Raw genomic sequence first — 18,592 nt, forward strand, 5'->3', positions numbered from 1 at the left:
ATGAAGGGCTTACTGGATCGTCGTCCGGACGGCGAGCGGCGCCCCGGTCGGGTTGTCGATGGTGCAGATCTCGGCGGCGAGGGTACGCATCGGGAGGCCCAGATCGCCGCGCGGCACGGTGGTCATCGCCAGCGGCGAGAGGCCGCCGCGGCCCGCGCCGCCGTTGGCGTCGACCGCCATCATGTGCTTCATGCACATCTTGCCGGGCTCCACGCAGCGGTTGACGATGGCGTCGTACAGGCCCGGCGCCACGCTGGCATAGCGGCGCACCGGCTCGCGCTCGCTCGGGCGTTCGAGCTGCATGTAGCCCTCGCGGCTGAGCGCCTGGCCTTCGGCCTTGTTCTTCTGCACCCAGCGATCGAAGTCGGCCTGGCTCATGCCGTGGAACTTGAAGCGCATGCCGGAGAAGCCGGCGCCGCTGTAGTTGGCGGAGATGCCTTCGTAGGTGCCGGCCTTGTTCATCACCGCGTGCAGCTTGGTTTCCATGCCGGGCATGGCATAGATCTGGCCGGCGAGCGCGGGGATGTAGAAGGAGTTCATCACCGAGGAGGCCGTGATCCGGAACTGGATCGGCATGTCCACCGGCGCCGCGACCTCGTTGACCGTGGCAATGCCTTGCTCCGGATACAGGAACAGCCATTTCCAGTCCAGCGCCACCACCTCCACCACCAGCGGCTTCGCGTTGTCGGGCACCGGGCGCCGCGAATCGATGCGGTCGAGCGGCCGGTAGGGATCGAGCGTGTGCGTGCTGATCCAGGTCAGCGCACCGAGCGCGATGATGATCAGGAGCGGGGCGGCCCAGATCACCAGTTCGAGCTGCGTCGAATGGTCCCAGTCCGGCTTGTAGGTCGCCTCGGTGTTGGACTCGCGGTACTTCCAGGCGAAGAAGAAGGTCAGGGCGATGACCGGCACGATGATCAGCAGCATCAGCATCGTGGACACCACGATCAGCCGGCCCTGCTGGGCGGCCACGTCGCCGGACGGGTTGAGCACCACCATGTTGCAGCCCGCCAGCAGGGCAGCGAGCACGAGGAGGGCCGGTCCGCGAAGGGTCTTGAGGAATGGCATGCCTGGAGCGAGGAAAAAACGTAGGCCGCGGGAAAACGCGGATTGCGGATGAGCGCAAAATGTACGTCCATCGACCCTGTTTGGCGATTGGACGTTTTGTCCTATGGCGTAAAACCGCATCTGATGCGACCCTGAGCGACCTTGCAAGCCCCCTGAACCCGAAGCACGCACGATGTCCAGCATCAGCCACGCCCCTTCCGAACCCTCGTCTGAAACCCTCGAGAGGGATGCCCGCCTTATCACTGCCGACCATTCGAAGGTCGCGCCGGGCGAAATCGCGGTCGGCGTGGTCATCGGGCGCGCATCCGAATACTTCGACTTCTTCGTCTATGGCATCGCGTCGGTGCTGGTGTTCCCGGCCCTGTTCTTTCCGTTCGAGGACCTGCTGGAGGGAACACTTTACGCCTTCGTGATCTTTTCCTTCGCCTTTATCGCGCGGCCCTTCGGCACCGTGATCTCGATGGCGGTGCAGCGCCGGTGGGGGCGCGGCACCAAGCTGACCATGGCGCTGTTCCTGCTGGGCACCTCCACCGTCGGCATCGCGTTCCTGCCCGGCTATGAGACAGCGGGTTTCGCGGCCATCGTGCTGCTCTCGATTTTCCGCATCGGCCAAGGGCTGGCGCTGGGCGGGTCCTGGGACGGCCTGCCTTCGCTGCTGGCGCTCAACGCCCCCCCGAATCGCCGCGGCTGGTATTCGATGCTGGGCCAGCTCGGCGCGCCGGTCGGCTTCATCATCGCCAGCGGCCTGTTCGCGTTCCTCTATGCCAGCCTTTCGCAGGCCGACTTCCTTGCCTGGGGATGGCGCTACGCCTTCTTTGTTGCGTTCGCGATCAACGTCGTGGCGCTGTTCGCACGGCTTCGGCTGGTAGTCACGCACGAGTACGAGGTGCTGCTCGACGAGCAGGAGCTGGAACCCACCGACGTGGTCGAGCTCGTGCGCAACCAAGGCTCCAACCTGCTGATCGGCGCCTTCGCCGCGCTGGCCAGCTATGCGCTGTTCCACCTGATCACCGTGTTCCCGCTGTCGTGGATCCGGCTCTATTCGGAGCAGTCCATCACCGAATTCCTCGGCATCCAGATCGTCGGCGCATTCCTCGCGGCCGGCGGCATCGTCGCATCGGGCTGGATCGCCGACCGCTTCGGCCGGCGCCAGACGCTGGGCGTGCTGGCGATCCTGATCGCGGTTTTCAGCGGCTTCGCGCCGATCCTGCTCGACGGCGGCACCGTAGGCCAGGACATCTTCATCCTGGTCGGCTTCGTGCTGTTGGGCCTGTCCTACGGCCAGGCCTCGGGCACCGTGACCTCCAATTTCATCTCCAAGTACCGCTACACCGGCGCTGCGCTCACCTCGGACCTGGCCTGGCTCATCGGCGCCGCGTTCGCCCCACTGGTGGCGCTGGGCCTGTCGGCGCACTTCGGGCTCGCCTACGTCAGCGTCTATCTGCTCTCGGGCGCGGCGTGCACGTTGGCGGCGCTGGGGATCAACCGCGCGCTCGAGGCCCGCGACCAGCCGTAATGCCCGCGTAGCCATCGTTGGACGGCGTGGCAACCGGGCCACCGTCGACCGACCGGCTGTTCTTTGCGCTGCTTCCCGACGCGGCCGCGATCGCGCGCATCGAGAAGCTGGCGCGCGACCTGCAGGTCGATTTCGGGCTCAAGGGCAAGCCGCTGGGCGCGAAGCGCTTCCATGTGACGCTGCACCTCGTGGGCAACTTTCCGTACTTCCCGCGGGAAATCGCCGAGGCGTCGGTCAGGGTCGCCCAGGCCGTCGCCGCCATGCCGCCCTTCAAGCTCGGCTTCGACCGCGTCGGCAGCTTCTCGCGCAAGGCGAGCAAGATGCCGCTGGTGCTGCTGGGCGAAGACGGCCTAGTGACCGTGAGGACGCTGCAGCACGCCCTGGTCGACGCGCTAGCGGACCACGGCGGCGGGCACTACACGCCGCACCTGACGCTGCTCTACGACGACCGCCACGTCGACGCGCGCCCGATCGAGCCCATCGCCTGGACTGCGCGCGAATTCGTCCTCGTGCGCAGCCTGATCGGCCAGAGCCGCCACGAGGTGCTGGCGCGCCTGCCTTTGCGCGGCTGAGCGCCTGGTCAGCCGCCGCGCTGCATCTGGTCCGCCACCCGGTCCACGAAAGACCCGCACGCGCGGCGACAGCTGCCTGGGATGCGGATACATCACCGACACGGGCATCGGCAGAGGCAGGCCGGCCTGAGAGCGGCTATTCCTTCGGAAGGTACTTGCCGCCCGCGGCCTTGTACTTCTCGATCGCCTTGCTGAGGTCGTCGAGCTCCTCGCAAGGGACTGTGCACAGCTTCACCAGTCGCGCATGGCGCTCCTCCGCCTTCGGCAGATCGCCCTTCACGAGGTAGAGCTCGCCCGAGTATTCGAGGGCGCCGCGGTGGTTGGGGTCGATGCGCAGGGCGGCGTCGTAGAAGCGCTGCGCGCCTTCCAGGTCCGGCGCGGACTTGTTCTTGCGCAGGCTGTAGCCCATCAGGTTGTTCCAGTCGGCGCTGCCCGTATCGTTCAGGCGCTTGAGTTCGGCGATGGCTGCCGGCCAGTTCTTGGCCGTGATCTGCGCCCTGGCGGCCGCCAGCCGGAGCGCGGGCGGCGTCGAATCGGTATCGGCCGCGAGCGCCGGCTGCAGCGAGAGGGTGGCGAGCAGGGCGGCGGCGGCGAATCGATGCAGCTGCTTCATGGCGCCATTTTGCAGCGCCGCGGCGGATCTCAGGGCTCGGGGATGTACTTGTTGCCGGCCGCCTTGTAGCGCTCGATGGCCTGGCTGAGCCGCTCCTGTTCGAAGCAGGCGTTGTTGCAGACCAGCTTCAGCGTCGTCAGCCGCTGTTGTGCCTTGGGCAGATTGTCCAGCACCAGGTAGAGCTCGCCCGAATACGAGAGCGCCCCGCGGTGGCTGGGCTCGATGCGCAGCGCGGTGTCGTAGAAGCGTTCGGCCGCCGCATAGTCGGGCGTCCTGGCCTTGCGCAGGCTGAAGCCCATCAGGTTGTTCCAGTCGGCGTTGTTCGGGGCGTCCACGCCCTGCAGTTCCGCGATGGCGCCTTTCCAGTCCTTGGCTTCGATCAGCGCCCTCGCGTTCGCGAGGCGGACCGAGGCCGGCAGGGATGCCGAATCCACGGCGTGCACGCCCTGGTGCAGCGCGAGTGCGGAGAGAAGAGCGCCGGCGGCGAGGCGGAAGGTCGTCTTTTTCATGCTGCCGAGAATAGGCAGCGGCGCCGGCCTCGTCTTGAAGATTTGCGCCATCGCCGGGGCGGCGCATCAGGCGGTCAGCTTGCCGAAGCCCGAGTCGCGCGCCAGCACGATCGCGCGGCCGCGGTTGTCGACCTCCAGCTTGGCGAACACGCTGGTCAGGTGGTTGCGCACCGTCTTTTCAGACAGGCCCAGCGTTGCTGCGATCTGCGCGTTGTCGCGGCCCTGGGCCAGCAGCTCGAGCAATTGGCGCTCGCGGCCGGTGAGCGCATCGAACACCGGGCCGTGCGCCGGCGCCGCCGCGGGCAGGAAGCTGCGCACCTCGGCCAACCAATGCGCCCAGCCGGGCTCGTCGAGCAGCAGGTGGTTGCCGCTGTCGATTGGCACGAAGCGCGCACCGCGGATCCCGCTCGCGATCAGCCGCCCTTCGGCGAAGGGGACGCGAAGATCGCGCATGCTGTGCAGCACCAGCGTCGGGCAGCGCACCTCGCCCAGCAGATGCGTGACATCGATGCGGTTGAACTCGCGCATGAAGCGCGCGGCATTGGCGGGCGAGCTGGAGATGCGCTCCAGCTCGTTGAACCAGCGGTGCTGCTCGGCCGAGCCGCCCGGAATGAACTGGCTGGTGAAGAACTGGCGGAAGGACGCGTCCTCCTTGCCCCAGCCCAGTTCGGCCAGCTTGCACATCATCTCGGCTTCTTCGCGCTGCAGGGCCGTGTTGCTGCGCACCAGGCGCCCGCGCGCATAGCCGCCATGCAGCACCATGTGGCTGACGCGCTCCGGATGCTTCGCCGCGTAGGCGATGGCGATCGATGCACCCTGCGAAATGCCGAGCAGGCTGAACCTTTCGGAGCCCAGCGCATCGACCACGGTTTCGAGATCGCGCAGCCAGCTGTCGAAGCCCAGATCGTCGACCTCCCAGTCCGACAGGCCGCATCCGCGCTCGTCGTAGCGCACGAAGGTGGCTTTGGCCGAGAGCCCGTGCAGTACGTGGCGCCAGACCGGGCTCTCCCAGTCGTATTCGAGGTGCGACAGCCAGGTCGCGGCCTTGATCAGCAGCGGGCCGCTGCCGGACATCGCGTAGGCCAGCTGCACTTGGTCGTGGCCGCGCGCGAAGCGTATTTCCTGCCGCGGGCGCGGCGGGCCGGCGGCGGATAGATGACTCGATTTCTGCACGGCCTTTAGTTAAGGACGTTTGTCCCCCAAGGTCAATCGACCAGATGGCCGGACAAGCGCCGGATTTCCGTGCCGAAGCCCTGGAGCCGCTCGACCACATAGGCCGGATCCAGCAACTCCTCGGGGTGGTAGAGCCCCGGCGCGACCGCCGGGCCGCCGGCCAGGCCCAGCAGGCGCTCGACGGCCAAGGCGACGCCGCGCGCGCTGAGGCCCGAGTAGACGTCGCCGTCGACCAGCGCATGGCGCATGGCGCCCTGCCGGCCATCCTGCACTTCCCCCGCGATCTCCACGATCACCTCGTGCGAGGGCGCCGCGCGCCGCCGGCCCTCCCTGATCGCGAGGTCGACCCGGATCGACGGCGCGCCGGTCGCGGCCGCGAGGCTCACCACGTCGAGCAGGGGGTAGGCCTGCGCCTCGTGCGCGAGGCCGTCGGCATCGACAAGGCGCCGACTCGTTTCGGCTTCGTTCGGCCACAGCCAGCGGCCTTCATGTCGCAGCAGCGGACGCGGCGTGCCGTGGCCCAGGCGTTCGATGTCGGCCTGCGCGACCGGCCCGCCGAGGTCGTCGGCATCGAGCAGGCCCCCGATCGCGATCGAATCGACGCGGCGGAATTCGCGCGCGAAATGCAGCGCGGCCAGCGCCGCCGTGCCGCCCAGGTACTGGCCCAGCAGCAGGATCGGCGCGCTGCCCGGGTTGCGCACGTAGAGCGCCACCTCCGGCCCGATGTCGAACACGAAGTCGGAGAAGGACACATAGGGTAGGGCGCGGGCCTGGGCAAAGCGCATCGAGTGCAGGCCGGCGTCCTTCAGCAGCACGACCACGGCGCTGTAGCCGGCATCGGCCGGCAGGTCCAGGTCCTGGCGGCCCAGGTCGATCTTCACGGCGCCGGCGCCGCCGATCTCGCGTGCGAGCGCGCCGGCCTTGGCGAGGTCGCGCGCCCCGATCGCGATCGGCAACTCGGGCTGCAGCTGGCGCAGCGTGCGCACGGCCCGGCTGCCCACCAGGCCGGAGCCGCCGATGAACAGGACGGGCTTCATGCCAGACCTCCCTCGACGATCTGCAAGCCGGCCTCCTGCAGGCGCCGAAGCGCATAGCCCGGCTCGATCAGCACGTCGGGCAGATACAGCCCGGGCTGCACTGCGGCGCCGCCGGCCAGGCCGAGCAGGCGCTCGATGCCCAGCGCCACGCCCACGGCCGTCACCGGCGCCTGGCCGCCCGGGTGCACCAGCACGTGGCGCGTGCGGCCCGGCTGGCCGTTGTGCTTCAGCCGGCCGCTCATCTCGACGATGATCTCGGTCGAGAAGGGCTCGCCGCGCCGGCGCGACGCGCTCTCGCCGACGGCCAGGTCCAGGCGGATCGAATGCGCGTCGGTGGCGGCGCCCAGGCTCAGCACGTCCAGCGGCGCGTAGGCCTGGCCCTGCTGTTCGACGCCTGCCGAGTCCTTGAAGCGGCGCGCGGCGTCATCGCCGGTCGCCCACATCCACTGCCCGTTCTTCAGGATCTGCGCGCTGGCCGCGGCCCGGGTGATGCGTTCGTAGTCCACGTAGGCTGCGGGACCGCCCATGTCCTTCTCGTCGAGCACGAGCGAGATCGCAATCGTCTGGACGGCCTCGAACTCTGCCGTGAACTTCAGCGTCGCAAAGGTGGCAGCGCCGGCCAGCCAGTTGCTGGCCATGAGGACCGGTGCGCTTTCCGGCTTGCGAATGAACCAGGCCACCTCCGGCCCGATCTCGAAGCTGGCGCTGGAGACGCTGAGGTAGGGCAGGCCATTCGCCTGCGCATAGTCCAGCGAGTGCATCGTGTCGTCCTTCAGGAACATCGCGATGGCGCTGTAGGTCTTGCCGGCGGGCTGGCCGAGGTCGGCGCGCGACAGGTCGATCGCCACCGCGTCCGCGTGGCCGATCTCCCGCGCCACCGCTTCGGCCTTGGCCAGGTTTCGCCCGCCGATGGAGATAGGCAGTTCGGGGTGCAGGCGGCGCAAGGCCTTCGCGGCCTGGGCGCCGACGGCGCCCGAGCCGCCGATGATGAGCACGGGGTTTGCTGAACGCGCTGGCATGGTGGGAACTCCTGTCCGGGATTGGTAAGATACGATCTACATCAAGTAACTTACTACTGGTAAGTTACCGAAAGTAGAATCCAGACCGAAGACGCTGTCAAGCCCACCCCATGAACGACCCTTCGCCCAGAAAGCTCCCCAAGGCCGAGCGCCGCGAACAGTTGCTCGAGACCGCGCTCGCCATCGTGCGGGAACAGGGCACCGACGCCCTCACGCTCGGCTACTTGGCCGAGCGCGCGGGCGTGAGCAAGCCGATCGCCTACGAGCACTTCAAGACGCGATCGGGCCTCCTGATCGCGCTCTATGAACAGATCGACAACCGCCAGGTCGCGGCCCTGCTGCTGGCGCTCGAACGAACGCCGCGGCGGCTGGAAGAAGTGGCGCGCGTGGTCAGCACCGCCTACATGAACTGCTTCACTTCGGTGGGTCCCGAATGGCATGCGATCGCGGCCGCGCTCAAGGGGGACGAGGAAATGGAAGCCTTCCAGCGCGAGCTGATCGACAGCTACGTCGCCCTCTACCACGACGCACTCGCGCCTTATTCGAAGCTGCCCGACGACGAATTGCGCCTGCGCTGCGTCGGCATCATCGGTGCCGGCGACGCGATCGCGCGCGACATGGTCCGCGGGCGCATCGACGAGGCGGCGGCGGCCGCGAGCCTCGCCTCATTGATCGTCGGTTGGCTGGCCGCCTAGGATCCGAGCCAACGCCAGCACCGACAGCGGCGCCGACCCTTCGGCCTTGTTGTTGATCGTCACGTAGGCCGCATGGCCGGCGCCGGTGGTGGCGGCGATCACGCGAGCCAGCGTCCCGCGTGTCTCGGGGTCCGGGTGCACCAGCTTGTCGAAGGGCTCGTAGAGCTGCTTGGCTTCCTCGTAGCCGTAGGCGCCGTGCAGCCGATTCAAGTTCCAGCGGCAGACCAGCGGGCCGGGCCATAGCGCGCGCAGCATCGGCAACTGCTCGCTGATCGGCGGCATCTTGGGGTGCAGGCCGAGGCAGTAGGTGGCGCCGGTCTCGCGCAGCACTTCGGCGAAGGCTGGCGTCAGAAACTCGAGGTTGCGAACCTCGACCGCGATCACGCCATCCGGCGCGGCCGGGCGCAACGCGGGCAGGGCCAGCAGCATGCGGCGCAGGCGCTGCAGCAAGTCCGGCATCTGCGCCAGCATCGGCGCCGGCAGCGGGCTCAGCTGGAACACGAGCGCGCCGACTTTCGCCCCCAGGCCGTCGAGCGCCGGCTGAACGAAATCCTGCACTGCCAACGCCGGGTCGAGGAAAGCCGGATTGGGCTGCATGCCGCGCCCGTCCTCGCCGCGCACCAGTGCATCGGCGACCACGCTCGGTGCCTTGACGACGAAGCGGAAGTCCTCGGGCACCTGCTGTGCATAAGCGGCGAACTGGCTGGCCGAGAGTGCGCGGTAGAAGCTTCGGTCCACGCTAACGGTGCGCAACAGCGGATGCTGCGCATAGGCCTTGAGCCCGTGCTTCGACAACACCGGCTGCTCGTAGTCGCCGTCCCAGATCAGTCCGGCCCAGCCGGGGAAGAACCAGGAGGAGGTGCCGAGCCGCAGCTGGGGCGGCAGCGCCTTCGCCAGCGCCTGCTGCGCAGGATCGGCCAGCGCGGGCTGGACCTTGGCTGCAGCAGTCGAGCGCGCACGTTTGTCGGGCGCCGGCGAAGCGGACGCCGGTGTGTTGGAATCGTCGAAGAGCGAATCTTGCATCGTTCAGCGGGAGGAGCCCGCATTCTCGATCAGGCGCGCAGGCTCATTCGGGCGCCAGCACGAAGCTGGCCTTCAGCCCACCGACCGCCGAGGGCCCGACCCAGAGGTCGAAGTTGCCGGGCTCCACCGTCGGCTGCAGATCCTGCCCGATGAACATCAGGTCGCTGCGAGAGAGCGTGAACTCGACCGACATCGTCTGGCCCGCGGGCACGCGCACCTTGCGGAAGCTCTTGAGCTCCCGTACCGGCCGCGTGACGCTGGCGGCGCGGTTGCCGATATAGAGCTGGACCACTTCCTCGGCCTCGCGCTTGCCAGTGTTGGCGATGCGCGCGCGCACGGTCAGCGTGCCGTCCCAGGCCATGCGGCCCGGGCTCAGCTCCAGCCCCTCGTAGCGCACGCGCGCATAGCCGAGGCCATGGCCGAAGGGGAACAGCGCATCGTTGCTCGCGTCCAGGTAGCGCGCCTTGTAGAACGTGGCCGGCGCATCGGCGAGCTGCGGACGGCCGGTGCGCTTGTGGCTGTAGTAGTAGGGCACCTGGCCCGGCGTCTGCGGAAAGCTCACCGGTAGCCGGCCCGAGGGATTGACGCCGCCGAACAGCACGTCGGCGATGGCCGGCCCGGTCTGCGAGCCGAGGAACCACGTGACCAGGATCGCGCGCGCATTGCGCACCGCGCCTTTGAGCGCCAGTGCGCGGCCGTTGCGCAGCAGCACGACCACCGGCTTGCCGGTGGCCGCGACGGCGTCGGCGAGCGCCTGCTGCGCCTGCGGGATCTCGATGTCGCTGCGCGAACGGGCCTCGCCCGACATCTGCTCGTTCTCGCCGATCGAAAGCACCACGACATCCGCCTCGCGCGCCGCAGCGACTGCGGCGTCGATACCGCCCGCAATCGGCGCATCGACATCCGAGCCGCGCACCACCGTGAGCAGTTCGGGCGAGGCGAGCGAATTCCGGATCGCCTCCTCGATGCCCACCGGCGGCGTCTGGCCGGGAAAAACCATCCAGGGCCCGAAGAGGTCGGAGGCGCCGGCGAAGGGACCGATGAGCGCGACGCGCTGGCCAGACTTCGAAAGCGGCAGCACGTCGCCGTCGTTCCTGAGCATCACGATCGAGCGGGAGGCCGCATCGCGCGCCAGCGCCTGGTGCGCAGGGCTGTCGAAGCGCGGGCCGGATGGGTTCTCTTCGAGTCCGCGGAAGGGATGGTCGAACAGGCCCAGCCGCTGCTTGATCCGCAGCACGCGGCGCACCGCGTCGTCGAGGCGCGACATCGGCACCTCGCCCGAAGCCACCAGGCCCGGCAGGTACTTCATGTACAGGCCGCTCTGCATGCTGACGTCGGTGCCCGCGAGGAAGGCGCGCTTGGCGGCCTCGCGCCCGTCGGCCGCGAAGCCGTGCGCGATGAGCTCCTCATCGGCCGTGTAGTCGGAAACGACGAATCCCTGGAAGCCCCATTCGCCGCGCAGCACACCGGTCAGCAGGTTGCGGTTGGCGTTCGAGGGAATGCCGCCGATCTCGTTGAAGGCGCTCATGATCGACAGCGCGCCGGCATCGATGGCCGAGCGAAAGGGCGGCAGGTAGACCTCGCGCAGCGTGCGCTCCGAGAGATCGACCGTGTTGTAGTCGAGCCCACCCTCGGCCGCGCCGTAGCCGGCGAAATGCTTGGGCGTGGCGAGCATCGCGTCGGCGCGCCCGAGGTCCTTGCCCTGGAAGCCGCGCACGCGCGCGGCCGCGAACTGGCGGCCCAGGTAGACGTCTTCGCCGGCGCCCTCGACGCCGCGGCCCCAGCGCGCATCACGCGCGATGTCGACCATCGGCGCGAAGGTCCAGCGGAAGCCGTCGGCCGTGGCTTCGACCGCGGCTGCATGTGCCGTGCGCTCCGCCAGGGCGGGCTCCCAGCTGGCGGCTTCGGCGAGCGGCACCGGGAACACGGTGCGGAAGCCGTGGATGATGTCGGCGCCGAAGAGGAGCGGAATGCCCAGGCGCGACTCGTTGACCGCCGCCTGCTGGGCGCGGCGCTTGCCTTCGAGGCCCGCGTTGTTGAAGAGGCCGGTCACGCGGCCGGCGCGGATGTCGGCCAGCTGCTGCTCCAGGCTCTGGCGCGCGGCCTGCGGATTGGCCACGATGTCGGTGCCCGCGGGCGCGTAGAGGCTCAGCTGGCCGACCTTTTCCTCCACCGTCATGCGCACGATGAGGGACTCGACGCGCGCAATCGACATCGGGCTCAGCGCGTCGGGCGTGGGGCCCGTGGCGCAACCGGCGATGCAGGCGAGAAGGAAGAGGAGGGCGAAGACGAGGCGGGGGAATCTGCAGACCATCGCCCGCATTTTGGCGTGCGCCGAATGGCTCGCCAAATCGTCGGGCTCTCGCGACGGCGCTGTCCCTGCGTCGATCAACGTATTCGCCGCCGTCCGCCGGCTTCGCCGGGCATTGCCGACCGCCCCTATGACTTTTACGCGCAATGGACCGCAGACCCGCAGGCCACGCTGACAACTCGGGGACAATCGGGCGATCCTCGACCAGGGCCGCCTCATGTACCTGCCACCCCAGTTCAACTCGCAAGACCGCGCCATCGCCGCGACGCTGATGCGCGAGCATTCTTTCGCCAGCCTGATCTCGACCGACGACGACGGGCTGCCCTACGTCTCGCACCTGCCGCTGGTGCTCGACGAGCGCGAGGAGGGCGGCTTCGCTCTCTTCGGCCATTGCGCCAAGCCCAATCCGCACTGGCGCTACCTGCAGGCGCGGCCGCAGGCGCTGGCGAGCTTCCTCGGGCCGCATGCCTATATGTCGCCATCGGTGTACCCCGATCTCGCGCGCGTTCCGACCTGGAACTACCTGGCGGTGCACTGCACGGTGCAGGCCCGGCTGATCGAGACGCCGGACGAGAAGGACGCGCTGCTCAAGCGCCTGATCGGCCAGCACGAGCCGGCCTACGCCCAGCAGTGGCGCGATCTGGGCGAGGAGTTCCAGCACAAGATGCTGAACGGCATCGTCGGCTTCGAACTGCAGGTGACAGCGTTGCAGTGCAAGCTCAAGCTCAACCAGCACCGCCGCGAATCGCATGCCGCCATGTACGCGCGCTACAGCGAGGGTACGCCCGACGAACAGGCGCTGGCCGCGTGGATGCAGCGGCTCGGCATGACCGACGCAATGGAGCAATTGAAATGAGGGTCCTCGGTCTGATCGGCCTCGTTCTCGTGCTCGTCATCGTCGGGTTGCTGGTCAGGAAGCAGACGGGCGGCGTCGCGAGTGCAGCGGCAGCAGACCCAAGCGCGCAAAGCCAGCAGATCCAGCAGCAGTTCAAGCAATCGCTGGACGCCGCGATGCAGCAGCCGCGCCCCCTGACCGATGACAACTGACGCGCACTGGATGCAGCTCGCGCTGGCCGAAGCGCGGCTGGCGGCCGAGGCCGGCGAGGTGCCGGTGGGCGCGGTGCTCGTGAAGGACGGCCGGCTCGTCGCCAGCGGACGCAACGCGCCGGTCGCGCGGCATGACCCGAGTGCGCATGCCGAAATGAATGCGTTGCGCGCAGGCGGTGCGGCGCTTCGCAACTACCGCCTCGACGGCTGCGAGCTCTACGTGACGCTCGAACCCTGCGCCATGTGCGCCGGCGCGATGCTGCATGCGCGGCTGGCCCGTGTCGTGTTCGGCGCGGCCGATCCGAAGACCGGTGCGGCGGGATCGGTGCTCGACCTGTTCGCTCAAGGCCAGCTCAACCACCACACGCAGGTACAGGGCGGCGTGCTTGCAGCGGAATGCGGCGATCTGCTGCAGGATTTCTTCAAGGGCCGCCGCAGCGCGGCGCGCGAAGCGGCCGAACCCCTGCGCGACGATGCCTTGCGCACGCCCGCCGATCGGTTCGGCGCGCTCGCCGACTACGATTTCGCGCCGAACTACGTGAGCGATCTGCCGAGCCTGAACGGCTGGCGCATGCACTATCTCGACGAAGGACCGAGCGCCGCCGCTTGCACCTGCCTCTGCCTGCACGGTCCGGGCGAATGGAGCTACTTCTTCCGCCACCTCGCGGCCCTGCGAGCGCTGCGCGTGCTGGCACCCGACCTGATCGGCTTCGGCCAGAGCGACAAGCCCAAGCGGGAGGCGGTGCACCTGCTGAGCTGGCATCGCGACGTACTGCTCGAATGGCTGGAGCGCTTGCAGCCCGGCCCGCTGGTCCTGGTGCACAGTGCCGGCGCTTCCGAACTCGCGTCGTTGCTGCGCAATGCCATGCCCGCGCGCGTTCCCTTGACGCTGCTGGCACCCGACGCCGGCGGGTCCGTGGCCGATGCATGGCGGGCGCCATTTCCGGATCGCGGATACGAAGCCGCATTGCGCGCCCTGGGACCGGTCCCGCAGGGCATCTCGGGCCCCGACGCCGCACAGGCGGCCCAATTGGCAAGAGACGCAATGGGATACTCCGCCCCGTGAAAAAGAAACACATCTACATCTACTCACCCTCCAGCGCGGTGCGCAACAAGGCCGCATTCCGGCGCGGCGTGAAGCGCCTGCAGGCGCTGGGCCATGAAGTCGAACTGGACGAGGCCGCACTCGACAGCCACCAGCGCTTCGCCGGCGACGACGCCACCCGCCTGGCCGCCATCGCGCGCGCCGCCGCCAGCCGCGCCGACGTCGCGCTGATCTCGCGCGGCGGCTATGGGCTCACGCGCATCCTCGATGCCATTCCCTACAAGGCGGTGACCAAGGCGATCGAGCAGGGCACCGAATTCGTGGGACTCAGCGATTTCACGGCCCTGCAGTGCGCGCTCCTGGTGAAGACCGGGGCGGTGAGCTGGGCCGGACCCGCGCTCGGCGAAGACTTCGGCGCCGAGGACGGTGCCGACGACATCATGGAAGCCTGCTTCGACGATCTTCTGAGTGGGCAGGGCGAAGGAACAGGCTGGCGCATGCCGGCCCGGCATGCCGCGGCAATGCCGGACTTTCGCAGCATTCACGGCGCCACGCTGTGGGGCGGCAATCTCTGTGTGCTCACCAGCCTGCTGGGCACGCCGTACTTTCCCCAGATCGACAAGGGGGTGCTCTTTTTCGAAGACGTGAACGAGCATCCCTACCGCGTCGAACGCATGCTCGACCAGTTGCGCCACGCAGGCGTGTTGGCCCGTCAGAAGGCGGTGATCTTCGGACAGTTCACGGGCGCCAAGAAGGTGCCGCATGATCGCGGCTTCGGCATGCAGACCGTCGTTTCACGGTTGCGCGAACTGGTCAAGGTGCCGGTGCTGGCGGGCCTGCCCTTCGGTCACGTGCCGACGAAGGTGCTGTTGCCCGTGGGGGCGAAGGTGGAACTGGCGGCAGACGCGCGGGATGTCTTCATGGTGTGGGGACACCGGCACGCGCACTGACAAAGAAAAAGGCTGCGATGCAGCAGCCTTTCAGGTGGTGATGCGGTGATGCGGTCTGGGCCCCATCGCGCCGGGCAGGCCGCCCTTGAAGAGGCGGTTGATCTGTCTCATCTGGCGGCGTGCGGCGACTTCGCCATCGATCGCGCTCAGCGCGGTCAGCACATCCTGGCGCAGGTACCAGAGCGCCTCGAGATCGCCGGCAAAGCGAACCCGCTGCGCAACGCGCTGAACGGAATGGCCGCCGTGGACTTGCAGCAGCGACAGCATCGCAGTACGGATCTGGCCCATCTGACGGTCCGCCGAGCGGCGCAAGCCGAGGCCGGGGAACGACAGAAAGCGGAAGAAACTGCTGAAGGACACCATGAAAGACGAAGGCGTTTTGCCGGAAGCCTTGAGGGTTGCAACGTTAAGGCGGTGCAGCGCGCCACACAAGCGTGGAAACATCATTTCATGTTCAAAAACAACATACTTCACGAATCAGTTCAAGCGTTGGTCGAGGAATTGATACCTAAGTTCTACGTGACACATGAAATGAGCGTCAAGCGCCTGTATCGAAATGAAAAAGCAACATGCGCAACCGCATCCCAGCCGATTTGACACGCTGGCGGGGCGTTTTTCTGATGCTTTGCCATAATCCCTCGGCGAGAGCTACCAAAAATTGCACAAATGAGCGCCCACCCCACTGTCGTTTTTGCTGACCTGACAGGGAGCACCCGGGTCTTCGAGGCCATGGGGAATGCGCGTGCAACCGACACTGTCACAAGACTGATTCAGTGGATCGGCGGTGTTTGCGAGTCGCACGGTGGCCGCGTCGTGAAATCGCTGGGCGATGGCGTCTTTGCGATATTCGCCAACGGCGCGACGGCCACCCGGGCCGTGCTGGAACTCCAGCGCAATCACCAGAAGCGGCTTCAGACCTGGCCCGCACCGCTCCGGATGGAGCTTCAGATCGGCGTAGCGAGCGGCGAGGTCGTCGAGGTCGACGGCGACTGCTACGGCGACGCGGTCAATCTGGCTTCCCGGCTCAGCGACCTGGCCGGCCCGAGCCAGATCTGGGCCACGGAATCGGTCGTCGACGAACTGGTGGGCGGCGAAGTACGCCACCGCAGCCTCGGCCCGATCAATATCCGCGGCAAGAACGAAATGCCGGTCGTCCACCGCATCGACTGGCAGGACGAGGTCTCGGAGTTCCTCACGATGCCGGCCTCCCTGGTGCCGCCGGCGCGCGGCGCCGACTCCTCCTTCGGGCAGATCGAACTCGCCTGGCTGGACGTGCGCTCGATGTTCCGCGCCGCGGAGCTGCCCATCCATCTGGGGCGTGTCGACGAGGCCCAGTTCGTGGTCAACGACCCGCGCGTCTCGCGGTTGCATGCGCGCATCGAGGCGCGCAAGGGCAGTTGCGTGCTGGTCGACGTCAGCACCTACGGCACCTGGGTCCGCTTTCACGGCACCGCCGGCGCGAGCGGCGAGATCGCGCTGCGGCGCGACGAATGCGTGCTGCACGGCAGCGGCGAGATCGGGCTGGGTGCACCCTTGAGCGATTTCAGCGCACCGACCATCTCGTTCAATACGACCGGCGCCAACGTGCTGCTGGCCCGCCGCGATCTCCGCTAAGCCCCTGCCGACCTCGCGCCGCGCGCGAATCTTCTTGGCATTGCGGGCGAGTGCGTCCACCATGGCGGCCACTCTCGCGCCATGCCATGCTGCCGCCCTTCGATCCCTGGCTCACGAGCCTCGTCGCCGCCGACGTGGCCGTGGCCTCGCATGCGGGTGCAGAAGCGCTGGCCGGCCGGCGGGCGCGGCGCCTGGCCGATCTTCTGAGGTCCGCGGCGCGCGGATCGGTCCTGTACCGCAAGCTGCTTGCAGGCCGCGACCCGGCGCGCCTGCGCCTCGAAGAGCTGCCGATCGGGCACAAGACCGAATTGATGCGCCGGTTCGATGACTGGGTCACCGATCCCGCGCTGCGGCTCGATGCGCTGCGCCGCTTCGCTTCCGACCGAGCTCGCATCGCCGACCCCTTCCTCGGCCGCTACGTGGTGTGGGAAAGCTCGGGCAGCAGCGGCGAGCCGGGCGTCTTCGTGCAGGACCCTCGGGCGATGGCGGTGTACGACGCGCTCGAGTTCTGGCGGCGGCCCGCGCTGCGGCCGCTTCAGCGGATGATGGACCCGTGGTCCGTCGGCGAGCGTGTCGCCTTCGTCGGAGCGACCTGCGGCCACTTCGCCAGCACGGTGTCGGTCGAGCGGTTGCGGCGACTGAATCCCGCGCTGGCCGGCAGCCTCCACAGCATCTCGTTCCTGCAGCCCGCCGGCGGGCTGGTGGCAGAACTGAATGCGCTGGCGCCCACGGTCATCGCCACCTATCCCAGCGTGGCCGTGCTGCTGGCGGAGGAGCGCCTCGCCGGACGGCTCGAGACAGCGCCGCGCGAGCTGTGGACCGGCGGCGAAGACCTCTCGACGGCGACACGCGACTTCCTGCAACAGGCCCTGGGTTGCCGGGTGGCCGATAGCTACGGCGCCTCCGAGTTTCTGACGCTCGCCGCCGAATGCCGTTGCGGCAGGCTGCATCTGAACTGCGATTGGGCGATCCTCGAATCGGTCGACGAAGGCGGCCGCCAGGTGCCCGCCGGCGAGGCCGGCGCGACCACCTTGCTGACCAACCTCGCGAACCATGTGCAGCCGCTGATCCGCTATGACCTGGGCGACCGCGTCACGCAACGCGCCTCGGCCTGCGCCTGCGGCTCCCATCATCCGGTGATCGAGGTGCAGGGCCGCAACGACGACACGCTGCGGCTGGGCCGCCCCGGTGCACGGATGGTGCGCATCCTGCCGCTCGCGGTGAGCACGGTGCTGGAAGACGATGCGGGCCTGTTCGACTTCCAGCTCGAGCAGCAGGGGCCTTGCGATCTGCTGCTGCGCACGGGCTTGCACGGCAAGGCCGCGGATACGAGCTTGCGGCGCGCCCGGGCGGCGCTCTCGGCCTTTCTGATCCAGCAGGGCGCGGCCGGCGTGCACATCCACTGCCGAAGCGGCGAGACAGGGCGTCGCGGCCGCAGCGGCAAGGTGCAGCGGGTGCTTGCCGCGCCTGCTTGAAGCACCGGGCGGCATCCACTAGGCTTGGCCGACGCATCAACATGGAGACCGGCATGACCATCGCGAGCCCATTTCCCATTCCTTATGGCAACTTGCAGCCTGTCCTCGATTGGCAGGCCGCCTTCATCGAGGGCCTGATGCAGGCTCAGAACTTCCAGCTCCAGATGCTGGCCGCATGGCAGTGGCCGTTCGCCAGCGTCAACCAGGAACTGTGGGATCAATGGACGGCCCGTTTCGGCGGCGGTGTGCCGCTGGACGCGTAAGGCGCCCCAGACCTCGGGTTTGCACCTAGTTCTGGGCCCTCAAATTTCGGCTTCGCGCTGCCGATATGCCTGACAACCCGGCCCAGATTGGCGGCCGTGACGGGAAAGCACATGCGCAATTGGAAGATCAGTGCCCAACTGGGTATGGGGTTCGGGATCGTGCTGCTGTTGATGGCGACAGCGGTCGCGATCGGCATCGCGCGCCTCCATGACATCGCTGGCAGTTCCATCACTCCGGAGCTCGCGCGGCGTATCGATTCGACGCAGAACCTCATGCTGGGCCTCGGCCTCGTCGCGCTGCTGGCGGGCATCGGCTGCACCGTCTGGCTCGCGCGCAGCATCCTGCAACCGCTGGGCGAAGCGATCTTCATCGCGGAGACCGTGGCCTCGGGCGACCTCAGCAAAGAATTCGAAACCGAGCGCGGCGGCGATTTCGGACGCCTGCTGCGCGGCATGGGCGAGATGGAGGACACCCTGACCGACGTGGTGACGCGCATCAAGGCATCGACCGATTCGATCGTGGTGGCATCCAGGCAAATCGCTGCCGGCAACCAGGACCTGTCTTCACGTACCGAGGAGCAGGCGAGCTCGCTGGAGCAGACCGCGGCCTCGATGGAAGAACTCACCAGCACCGTGAAGCAGAACGCCGACAACGCGCGCCA

20 protein-coding genes are annotated in these 18,592 nt (G+C 68.1%); 11 read left to right on the plus strand and 9 right to left on the minus strand.

Annotated features, from left to right (window positions below; all coding sequences use genetic code 11):
• Positions 1-9: 9 nt before the first annotated feature.
• Positions 10-1,068, minus strand: a complete 1,059-nt coding sequence (gene cyoA, locus AC3A6B_RS26150; protein ID WP_487839558.1) for a ubiquinol oxidase subunit II — start codon at positions 1,066-1,068, stop codon at positions 10-12.
• 172 nt (positions 1,069-1,240) lie between these two features.
• On the opposite strand from cyoA, the gene AC3A6B_RS26155 reads away from it, so the two are divergent.
• Both AC3A6B_RS26155 and AC3A6B_RS26160 read left to right on the plus strand, forming a co-directional pair.
• Positions 1,241-2,584, plus strand: coding sequence for an MFS transporter (locus AC3A6B_RS26155; RefSeq protein WP_487839559.1), 1,344 nt, complete (start codon positions 1,241-1,243; stop codon positions 2,582-2,584).
• A gap of 26 nt (positions 2,585-2,610) precedes the next feature.
• Positions 2,611-3,156: a 2'-5' RNA ligase family protein gene (locus AC3A6B_RS26160; RefSeq protein WP_487839560.1), complete on the plus strand. Its 546-nt coding sequence runs from the start codon at positions 2,611-2,613 to the stop codon at positions 3,154-3,156.
• Between the two features lie 136 nt (positions 3,157-3,292).
• Here AC3A6B_RS26160 and AC3A6B_RS26165 read toward each other — a convergent pair whose 3' ends face one another.
• The 5 genes from AC3A6B_RS26165 to AC3A6B_RS26185 all read right to left on the minus strand — a co-directional run bounded on the left by AC3A6B_RS26165 (position 3,293) and on the right by AC3A6B_RS26185 (position 7,507).
• Positions 3,293-3,769: a tetratricopeptide repeat protein gene (locus AC3A6B_RS26165; protein WP_487839561.1), complete on the minus strand. Its 477-nt coding sequence runs from the start codon at positions 3,767-3,769 to the stop codon at positions 3,293-3,295.
• A gap of 29 nt (positions 3,770-3,798) precedes the next feature.
• Positions 3,799-4,278 (minus strand): tetratricopeptide repeat protein, encoded by a 480-nt coding sequence (locus tag AC3A6B_RS26170; RefSeq protein WP_487839562.1) that lies wholly within the window; start codon positions 4,276-4,278, stop codon positions 3,799-3,801.
• 66 nt (positions 4,279-4,344) lie between these two features.
• Positions 4,345-5,451 carry an alpha/beta fold hydrolase gene (locus AC3A6B_RS26175; protein ID WP_487839563.1) on the minus strand — a complete coding sequence of 369 codons (1,107 nt, stop codon included), beginning with the start codon at positions 5,449-5,451 and terminating at the stop codon, positions 4,345-4,347.
• A gap of 32 nt (positions 5,452-5,483) precedes the next feature.
• On the minus strand, positions 5,484-6,488 hold the full coding sequence (locus tag AC3A6B_RS26180; protein WP_487839564.1) for an NAD(P)-dependent oxidoreductase: 1,005 nt from the start codon (positions 6,486-6,488) through the stop codon (positions 5,484-5,486).
• Positions 6,485-7,507, minus strand: coding sequence for an NAD(P)-dependent oxidoreductase (locus AC3A6B_RS26185; protein WP_487839565.1), 1,023 nt, complete (start codon positions 7,505-7,507; stop codon positions 6,485-6,487). The genes AC3A6B_RS26180 and AC3A6B_RS26185 overlap by 4 nt, the downstream gene beginning before the upstream one ends.
• 110 nt (positions 7,508-7,617) lie before the next feature.
• On the opposite strand from AC3A6B_RS26185, the gene AC3A6B_RS26190 reads away from it, so the two are divergent.
• Complete coding sequence (locus AC3A6B_RS26190; protein ID WP_487839566.1) at positions 7,618-8,202, plus strand: TetR/AcrR family transcriptional regulator; 585 nt, start codon at positions 7,618-7,620, stop codon at positions 8,200-8,202.
• On the opposite strand, the gene AC3A6B_RS26195 is transcribed toward AC3A6B_RS26190, so the two are convergent.
• Together AC3A6B_RS26195 and AC3A6B_RS26200 are read right to left on the minus strand one after the other, a co-directional pair.
• The gene (locus AC3A6B_RS26195) at positions 8,173-9,225 is read right to left on the minus strand and encodes a DUF72 domain-containing protein (protein WP_487839567.1); all 1,053 of its coding nucleotides are present in this window, start codon (positions 9,223-9,225) and stop codon (positions 8,173-8,175) included. The genes AC3A6B_RS26190 and AC3A6B_RS26195 overlap by 30 nt on opposite strands.
• A 43-nt stretch (positions 9,226-9,268) precedes the next feature.
• On the minus strand, positions 9,269-11,539 hold the full coding sequence (locus AC3A6B_RS26200; RefSeq protein WP_487839568.1) for a glycoside hydrolase family 3 N-terminal domain-containing protein: 2,271 nt from the start codon (positions 11,537-11,539) through the stop codon (positions 9,269-9,271).
• Between the two features lie 214 nt (positions 11,540-11,753).
• On the opposite strand from AC3A6B_RS26200, the gene AC3A6B_RS26205 reads away from it, so the two are divergent.
• Genes AC3A6B_RS26205 through AC3A6B_RS26220 form a run of 4 tightly spaced genes read left to right on the plus strand, consistent with a single transcriptional unit; the run spans position 11,754 to position 14,578 of the window.
• Positions 11,754-12,392, plus strand: coding sequence for an FMN-binding negative transcriptional regulator (locus tag AC3A6B_RS26205; protein WP_487839569.1), 639 nt, complete (start codon positions 11,754-11,756; stop codon positions 12,390-12,392).
• The gene (locus AC3A6B_RS26210; protein ID WP_487839570.1) at positions 12,389-12,583 is read left to right on the plus strand and encodes a hypothetical protein; all 195 of its coding nucleotides are present in this window, start codon (positions 12,389-12,391) and stop codon (positions 12,581-12,583) included. The genes AC3A6B_RS26205 and AC3A6B_RS26210 overlap by 4 nt, the downstream gene beginning before the upstream one ends.
• On the plus strand, positions 12,573-13,649 hold the full coding sequence (gene tadA, locus AC3A6B_RS26215; RefSeq protein WP_487839571.1) for a tRNA adenosine(34) deaminase TadA: 1,077 nt from the start codon (positions 12,573-12,575) through the stop codon (positions 13,647-13,649). Before AC3A6B_RS26210 ends, tadA begins: the two co-directional genes overlap by 11 nt.
• Positions 13,646-14,578: an LD-carboxypeptidase gene (locus tag AC3A6B_RS26220; protein WP_487839572.1), complete on the plus strand. Its 933-nt coding sequence runs from the start codon at positions 13,646-13,648 to the stop codon at positions 14,576-14,578. The genes tadA and AC3A6B_RS26220 overlap by 4 nt, the downstream gene beginning before the upstream one ends.
• Positions 14,579-14,608: 30 nt before the next feature.
• Here AC3A6B_RS26220 and AC3A6B_RS26225 read toward each other — a convergent pair whose 3' ends face one another.
• Complete coding sequence (locus tag AC3A6B_RS26225; RefSeq protein ID WP_487839573.1) at positions 14,609-15,052, minus strand: hypothetical protein; 444 nt, start codon at positions 15,050-15,052, stop codon at positions 14,609-14,611.
• A 192-nt stretch (positions 15,053-15,244) separates the two neighbouring features.
• On the opposite strand from AC3A6B_RS26225, the gene AC3A6B_RS26230 reads away from it, so the two are divergent.
• The 4 genes from AC3A6B_RS26230 to AC3A6B_RS26245 form a co-directional block, all read left to right on the plus strand.
• Positions 15,245-16,192 (plus strand): adenylate/guanylate cyclase domain-containing protein, encoded by a 948-nt coding sequence (locus AC3A6B_RS26230; RefSeq protein WP_487839574.1) that lies wholly within the window; start codon positions 15,245-15,247, stop codon positions 16,190-16,192.
• Between the two features lie 86 nt (positions 16,193-16,278).
• Positions 16,279-17,667: a phenylacetate--CoA ligase family protein gene (locus tag AC3A6B_RS26235; RefSeq protein WP_487839575.1), complete on the plus strand. Its 1,389-nt coding sequence runs from the start codon at positions 16,279-16,281 to the stop codon at positions 17,665-17,667.
• 53 nt (positions 17,668-17,720) lie between these two features.
• Positions 17,721-17,930 carry a hypothetical protein gene (locus tag AC3A6B_RS26240; protein ID WP_487839576.1) on the plus strand — a complete coding sequence of 70 codons (210 nt, stop codon included), beginning with the start codon at positions 17,721-17,723 and terminating at the stop codon, positions 17,928-17,930.
• Between the two features lie 111 nt (positions 17,931-18,041).
• Positions 18,042-18,592, plus strand: a 551-nt coding sequence (locus AC3A6B_RS26245) for a HAMP domain-containing protein (protein ID WP_487839577.1), incomplete at its 3' end; no start/stop codon positions are given.

This window comes from Variovorax sp. Soil_C_33, assembly GCF_057656935.1.